A 7116-nucleotide genomic window follows, 5' to 3' on the forward strand; every position below is an offset into this window, starting at 1 on the left:
CGAGGTAGTCGCCGCCGTTGCCGGGGGAGACGGGCATCCGCAGGCCGAAGTCGTAGATCCAGGCCTTGCGGGCGCGGTCGGCGCCGCGCAGCTCGTACGGGCGCTCGTCGGTGACCTCGACGCCGAGGCGGTTGAGGACCGGGAGCACGGCGGACAGGGAGATCGGGTCGCCGACCTTGTAGACCTTGAAGCGGCGCTCGCCGGGCGCGGCGCCGACGGGCTCGTAGAGGGAGAGCGCGAAGTCCTTGCCGCTCTGGGCGAGGGCCTCGAGGTGGACGAGGTCGGAGACGGCGGCGCGCGGCGAGTGGTCGGCCTTGTAGCCCTCGGGGAAGGCGTTGCCGTAGCGGCGCAGCAGCTCGGCGGCGCGCTCCTCGCCGCACTCGGCGTTGAGGGCCTCGCCGAAGCCGTCGGACCACGAGCGGGCGGCGTCGACGAGCCGGGACTCGATGCGGTCGACGTCGGCGTCGGTGAGCTTGGCGAGTTCGGTGCCGGGCTCGACGCGGACGACGAAGTGGAGGCGGGAGAGGATCGACTCGGTGTTCCAGGCGGTGAAGTCGACGCTGGTGCCGCCGAGCTCCTCCTTGAGGATCTCGATGATCCGCAGCCGGACGCGCGTGGTGTAGCGGTCGCGCGGCAGGTAGACGAGGGCCGAGTAGTAGCGGCCGTACTCGTCCTGGCGCAGGTAGAGCCGCAGCCGGCGCCGCTCCTGGAGGTAGAGGACGCTGGTGACGATGGCCTGGAGCTGGTCGACCGGGGTCTGGAACAGCTCGTCGCGCGGGTACGTCTCCAGGATCTGGAGCAGGTCGCGCCCGTCGTGGCTGTTGGGCGAGAAGCCGGCACCGTCCAGGACCTCCTGGACCTTGCGCTTGACGACCGGGACGCGGCGGACGGACTCGGTGTAGGCGGCGGAGGAGAAGAGGCCGAGGAAGCGGCGCTCGCCGACGACGTTGCCGTTGGCGTCGAACTTCTTCACGCCGATGTAGTCGAGGTACGAGGGGCGGTGCACGGTCGCCCGGCTGTTCGCCTTGGTCAGGATGAGCAGCTTGTGCTCGCGCGCCTTGGCGCGGGCGTCGGCGGGCAGCCGGCTGAAGGACGGCGAGACGGGGTGGGCGTGGTGGCCCTGGTCGTCGCCGCTGTGGTGCGGGTCGGAGCGCAGGATGCCGAGGCCGGTGCCGGGCACGGCGGCCAGGGCGTCGCCGTCGACCAGCTCGTACTCGCGGTAGCCGAGGAAGGTGAAGTGGTCGTCGGCGAGCCAGCGCAGCAGCTCGCGGGCCTCCTCCACCTCGGTGGGACGCAGGTCCGAGGCGGTGGGCTCGTCGGGCAGGCCGTCGGCGATGCGCAGCGCGGCGTCGCGCATCTTCTCCCAGTCCTCGACGGTCTCGCGGACGTCGGAGAGGACGCGCAGCAGGTCGGCGGTGATCTGCTTGAGGTCGGCGCGGTCGGTCTCGCGGTCGATCTCGACGTGGATCCAGGACTCGGTGAGCACGTCGTGGGGGCGCTCGGCGGGCTCGGCGGTCAGGACCTCGATGAGGCGGCCGGTGACGTCACGGCGGACGAGGACCTGCGGGTGGATCACGACGTGGATGCCGCGTCCCTGGCGGGACAGCTCGTTGGTGACGGAGTCGACGAGGAAGGGCATGTCGTCGGTGACGACCTCGACGACGGAGTGGCTGCTGGTCCAGCCGTTCTCCTCCACCGTCGGGGTGTGCACGCGGACGCTGGCCGTGCCCTGGGGCCGGGTCTCGGCGAGCCGGTAGTGCGAGAGCGCGGCGCCGAAGACGTCCACCGGGTCACGGTCGGTGAGGTCCTCGGGCGCGGTGTGCAGGTAGTAGCGCTGGAGGTAGTCGAGCACGGTGTCCCGGTCCGGGCGCTCCCCGTTCTCGGAGCCCGTCGGAAGTCGCCCCCCGACCGGGCTGTGCTCAGCTACCCGAGCGGCCCTTTCGAGCAGCTCGGCCTTGGCTTCGTCCAGCTTGGTCTGCATGTCCTCTGACTCCTGGTCGCGCGCCGTTGCGTGACGTCGGTGGAAGGAAGGGCACAACGCCTCGACGCGGTGATTCCGGTCGGTGTCGACGGTATGCCCGATGAGAGATGCCCGGGTCGTTATCGGCCATACGAGGCGGCCCGCCCGGACGGAAAGGATCGGCGAACGCACGGGCGGCCCGGCCGCTTCCGCGGGCCGGGCGGCAGCCGGGGGCTGCGTTGCCCCCTCGGCGTATCGCGCTGATCACGGGAAAAGCCTATCGCTCCCGCCCCCCGGATCGTCATGAGCCGTATGTGTACAAAAGTGCGAGGGGAAGTTTGACGTTCTGGACAGCGACACAGGGTGGTCTTGGCAGGACGGGCCGCACGCGGGAGCGTGGACCGAGCACGAGGAACGGCCGGGAGCCGGGACCGCGGCGCGGAAACCGGGCACGGCCGGCCGACCAACGGAGATCCGGGAGACGCCATGGCGAAGATCTTGATCGTGACCGGGGACGCGGCGGAGTCGCTGGAGGTGCTGTACCCGTACCAGCGGTTGCTGGAGGAGGGGTACGAGGTCGACATCGCGGCCCCGTCCCGCAAGCGGCTCCGGTTCGTGGTGCACGACTTCGAGCCGGGCTTCGACACCTACACGGAGAAGCCGGGCTACACCTGGCCGGCGGACCTGGCGTTCTCGGAGGTGGATCCGAGCGCGTACGTGGCCGTGGTGATCCCGGGCGGCCGGGCGCCGGAGTACCTGCGCAACGACCCGGAGCTGCGGAAGATCCTGAAGTCGTTCTTCGACGCGGACAAGCCGGTGGCGCAGATCTGTCACGGCCCTCTCCTGACGGCTGCGGTGGGCGGCCTGGAGGGCCGCCGGGTCACCGCGTACCCGGCTCTGGAGCTGGACATGCAGGCGGCCGGGGCGGCGTTCCGCGACACGGAGGCCGTGGTGGACGGCCTGCTGGTCTCCTCCCGCGCCTGGCCGGACCATCCGGTGTGGATGCGCGAGTTCCTGAAGGTGCTGCGCACGAGGGGCTGAGGGGCGCCGCCGTCTCAGACCAGCTCCTCCGCCACGGCCACGGCCTCCTCCAGGGAGTCGACCACCGGCACGCCCACCCGCTCCAGGGAGGCCCGGCTGTGCGAGCCGCCGGTGAACAGCACGGCCTTCGCGCCCACGTGCGCCGCCGCGTACGCGTCGTCGGCGGCGTCCCCGATGACGACGACCCGCTCCGCCGGGACGTCACGCAGCGCCGTCAGGTGGCGCACCATGTGTCCGGCCTTGCCGTCCGTGGACCGGTCGGTCCGCCCGTCCACGCGGACGAACCGCTCGGCGATCCCGTGCCGGCGGACGAGCGGCAGAAGGTCGGTGTGCGGCGCGAGCGAGAGCAGCGACTGCGTGAGGCCGGAGGCCTGGCGCGCGGCGAGCAGCTCGGCGGCGCCGGGCGTGAGCACGCACGCCTCGGCCCGCTGCCAGTAGTGGCGGTGGAAGACCCCGTCCATGACGGTCCACTCGTCGTCGGTGGGCAGCCGCCCCATGAGCCGTTCGTAGAACTTCGGCACCGGCACCGTGTACAGCTCGCGGTACCGCTCCAGCGTGATCGGCTCCAGGCCGAGCTCCGCGAAGGCGGCGTTGGTCGCGTCGATGACCGCGCCGATGTCGTCGAGCAGCGTGCCGTTCCAGTCCCAGACCAGGTGCGTGCCCCGGCCCTTACCGTGCTTCCCCATGGGAAGACGGTACCGGGCGCCACCGACAGCGGGGAGGGCGCCGGTACGGAGGGCTTCGCGGGCCGCCGCGGCCCTCAGCCCAGCAGGCCGGGAATCTCCTGCACCCCGAACCACAGCAGCTCGTGGTCCTCGGCCCCGTCCACGACGAACTGGGCGTCGTCGTCGCCGAGGTCCGCCGCGCCGAGCGCGGCCGCCGCGGCGGTGACGTCGGCCTGCGCGTCGTCCGCGTCCGCGTGCACCGCCGCCGCCTTGGAGAGCGGGACGGATCCGGCGATGCGGACCTCACCGATGGAGCCGGCGTCGAGTCCCCGGTCGGGGTCGACCGCCGCTTCCCTGTCGGCCACGTCGACGGCGACGACGATCCGGCGCCGGGGCGCCCCGGGGTCTCCGGCGAGGAGGCGCAGGGAGGCGGCGGCGGCCCGGTTGAGCGCCGCGTACTCCAGCTCCTCGATGTCGTCGGAGACGTACCACTCGCGCAGGGCGGGAGTGACGGCGTAGGCGGTCAGCGGGCCGGGGCCCAGCTCGCCCGCCTTGTGCGCCTGTGCGAGACCGGGGAGGGTCAGGGGGACGTACACGCGCATGGCTGGCCGCTTTCGTAGTCGGAGTGGCCCTCAGGATACGTGCGGAGTCCCCCTTCGGGGTGGGCGGCCGGGGGGCCGCACCGTCCACCCGGGGAACGGCCGCTCGAACCCCCTGGACGTGATCTCCTCCCGATTCACCCTGATAGGCGAATCACTCTCCGGAGTCGTCGGGTGACGCCCGGCACTTGCCGCCGGTCCGGGCCCGCCCGTACAAGATCCCCAACGGAAGTTACCGACCGGTACTCCACCGTTGCGCCAGGAGGGGATCGCCATGACCACCACGCTCGCCACCACGCCGCCCGCCGAGCCCGCGACCGCCGTACGGCCCGCCCCCGGGCCCGCCCCACGAACGGCCGGGGCAACCGACGCCCCCGCCAGGCCCGCCCCTGCCCCGGTCTCCCGCCCCACCGGCCCACAGGCCACCTCGCGTCCGGTCACTCCCCGCACCCCCCGCCCCCGCACCGCGCCCGGCGGCCCGGCCGGCAGCCGGCCGCGCGGCGCCGCCGGCGTCCGGCCCGCCGTCCCGCACCGCACCCCGCCCCGCGCGCTGCCGCCGCACACCGTGTTCGCCGAGCGGCTGCTCGCCGTGCTCAGCGGCGAGCGCCCGGTCCACTGGATGCTCGGCCACACCGTCGGGGAGGGGTACGAACAACTGGTCCGCCTCGCCCCGGGCACCCCGCTGCGGTCGCTCGGCCCGCGTCCCGTCCTGCGCCGCTGCGCGATGCAGCTGGACGCCGGCCGGACCGCGATCGAGGCCTTCGCGAGCATCGCCACCGGCTCCCGCGTACGGGCCATGGCCTTCCGCCTCGAACGCGGCACCGACCACCGCTGGCGCTGCGCCGCCGTCGAACTCGACGGCCTCCGCCCGGCGGCCCGTGCCTGCGGCGCCGCCCGCCGGGCATGACGAAGGGGCCGGCCACCTTCCGGTGCCCGGCCCCTTCCGCGTCAGCCTCGGCGGCGCGTCACTTCTTGCGGCGGCGCCCGCCCGCGTTCTTCTGCGCCTTGCGCCGCTCGGCGCGGGTCATCCCGTCACCGGACTCCGCCCCGCCGTCGGTGGCGAAGTCACCCTCGATGACACCGCCCTCTCCGTCCACGGTGGGCGCGGAGAAGTGGAGCCGGTCGGGCCGCTGCGGGGCGTCGAGCCCCTTGGCGCGGATCTCGGGGCGCCCGGCACCGGCCGCCACCGCCTCCTGCTTGTCCAGCGACGGGGCGCCGGCCTGCACCGGCACCTCCTCGACCTGCTGCTCGACCTGGACCTCCAGGTTGAACAGGTAGCCGACGGACTCCTCCTTGATGCCCTCCATCATGGCGGTGAACATGTCGAAGCCCTCGCGCTGGTACTCGACCAGCGGGTCCTTCTGGGCCATGGCCCGCAGGCCGATGCCCTCCTGGAGGTAGTCCATCTCGTAGAGGTGCTCGCGCCACTTGCGGTCCAGGACGGACAGGACCACGCGCCGCTCCAGCTCACGCATGATCTCCGAGCCGAGCTGCTTCTCGCGCGCCTCGTACTGCTCGTGGATGTCGTTCTTGACCGCCTCGGCGATGAACTCGGCCGTGATGCCCGCCCGGTCGCCGGCCGCGTCCTCCAGCTCCTCCACGGTGACCTTCACCGGGTAGAGCTGCTTGAACGCGCTCCACAGCCGGTCGAGGTCCCACTCCTCCGCGAAGCCCTCGGCGGTCTCCTGGCGGATGTAGTCGTCGATCGTGTCGTCCATGAAGTGGCGGATCTGGTCGTGCAGGTCCTCGCCCTCCAGGACGCGCCGGCGCTCGCCGTAGATGACCTCGCGCTGCCGGTTGAGGACCTCGTCGTACTTCAGGACGTTCTTACGCGTCTCGAAGTTCTGGGTCTCGACCTGCGACTGGGCCGAGGCGATGGCGCGGGTGACCATCTTGTTCTCGATCGGCACGTCGTCCGGCACGTTGGCCATCGCCATCACGCGCTCCACCATCTGCGCCTTGAACAGACGCATCAGGTCGTCGCCGAGCGACAGGTAGAAGCGGGACTCGCCCGGGTCGCCCTGACGGCCGGAACGGCCGCGGAGCTGGTTGTCGATACGGCGCGACTCGTGGCGCTCGGTGCCGAGCACGTACAGCCCGCCCAGCGCCTTGACCTCCTCGAACTCCGCCTTCACGGCCTTCTCGGCGCGCTCCATGGCGGCGGGGAGGGCGGCGGCCCACTCCTCCACGTGCTCGACCGGGTCCAGGCCGGCCTGGCGCAGCTCGGCCTCGGCGAGGTCGTCCGGGTTGCCGCCGAGCTTGATGTCCGTACCGCGGCCGGCCATGTTGGTGGCGACGGTGACGGCACCGCGGCGGCCCGCCTGGGCGACGATGCTGGCCTCGCGCTCGTGGTGCTTGGCGTTGAGGACCTCGTGCGGGATGCCCCGCTTCGACAGCTGCTGCGAGAGGTACTCGGACTTCTCGACGGAGGTGGTGCCGACGAGGACCGGCTGGCCCTTCTCGTGCCGCTCCGCGATGTCGTCGACGACCGCGGCGAACTTGGCGACCTCGGTCCGGTAGATCAGGTCCGACTGGTCCTTGCGCTGCATCGGCTTGTTCGTCGGGATCGGGACGACGCCGAGCTTGTAGATCTGGTGGAACTCGGCGGCCTCGGTCATGGCCGTACCGGTCATGCCGGACAGCTTGTCGTAGAGGCGGAAGAAGTTCTGGAGGGTGATCGTGGCGAGCGTCTGGTTCTCGTCCTTGATCTGCACCCCCTCCTTGGCCTCGATCGCCTGGTGCATGCCCTCGTTGTAGCGGCGGCCGGCGAGGATACGGCCGGTGTGCTCGTCGACGATCATGACCTCGCCGTCGATGACGACGTAGTCCTTGTCCTTCTTGAACAGTTCCT

The 7116-nt window shown here is 72.0% G+C and carries 5 protein-coding genes and 1 pseudogene; 2 read left to right on the plus strand and 4 right to left on the minus strand.

Annotated features, from left to right (window positions below):
* Positions 1-1981: pseudogene (locus RIF68_RS21245) on the minus strand (NAD-glutamate dehydrogenase domain-containing protein); the annotation flags it as partial.
* A gap of 465 nt (positions 1982-2446) precedes the next feature.
* On the opposite strand from RIF68_RS21245, the gene RIF68_RS21250 reads away from it, so the two are divergent.
* The gene (locus RIF68_RS21250; protein WP_309052877.1) at positions 2447-3001 is read left to right on the plus strand and encodes a DJ-1/PfpI family protein; all 555 of its coding nucleotides are present in this window, start codon (positions 2447-2449) and stop codon (positions 2999-3001) included.
* 14 nt (positions 3002-3015) lie between these two features.
* Here RIF68_RS21250 and RIF68_RS21255 read toward each other — a convergent pair whose 3' ends face one another.
* Both RIF68_RS21255 and RIF68_RS21260 read right to left on the minus strand, forming a co-directional pair.
* Positions 3016-3687 carry an HAD family hydrolase gene (locus tag RIF68_RS21255; RefSeq protein WP_309052878.1) on the minus strand — a complete coding sequence of 224 codons (672 nt, stop codon included), beginning with the start codon at positions 3685-3687 and terminating at the stop codon, positions 3016-3018.
* A 74-nt stretch (positions 3688-3761) separates the two neighbouring features.
* Positions 3762-4268, minus strand: coding sequence for a DUF6912 family protein (locus RIF68_RS21260; protein WP_309052879.1), 507 nt, complete (start codon positions 4266-4268; stop codon positions 3762-3764).
* Positions 4269-4539: 271 nt separating this feature from the next.
* Here RIF68_RS21260 and RIF68_RS21265 point away from each other — a divergent pair, with 271 nt between their 5' ends.
* On the plus strand, positions 4540-5172 hold the full coding sequence (locus RIF68_RS21265; RefSeq protein WP_309052880.1) for an Rv3235 family protein: 633 nt from the start codon (positions 4540-4542) through the stop codon (positions 5170-5172).
* Positions 5173-5230: 58 nt separating this feature from the next.
* Here RIF68_RS21265 and RIF68_RS21270 read toward each other — a convergent pair.
* Positions 5231-7116 (minus strand): preprotein translocase subunit SecA (locus RIF68_RS21270; RefSeq protein ID WP_309052881.1); only part of this gene is annotated, 1886 nt, incomplete at its 5' end.

Source organism: Streptomyces sp. (genome assembly GCF_031178505.1).
Lineage (GTDB): Bacteria > Actinomycetota > Actinomycetes > Streptomycetales > Streptomycetaceae > Streptomyces > Streptomyces gulbargensis.

Coding starts and splice junctions, on each gene's coding strand:
- RIF68_RS21250 (WP_309052877.1), top strand. CDS start 2,447: ATGGCGAAGATCTTGATCGTGACCGGGGACGCGGCGGAGTCGCTGGAG.
- RIF68_RS21255 (WP_309052878.1), bottom strand. CDS start 3,687: ATGGGGAAGCACGGTAAGGGCCGGGGCACGCACCTGGTCTGGGACTGG.
- RIF68_RS21260 (WP_309052879.1), bottom strand. CDS start 4,268: ATGCGCGTGTACGTCCCCCTGACCCTCCCCGGTCTCGCACAGGCGCAC.
- RIF68_RS21265 (WP_309052880.1), top strand. CDS start 4,540: ATGACCACCACGCTCGCCACCACGCCGCCCGCCGAGCCCGCGACCGCC.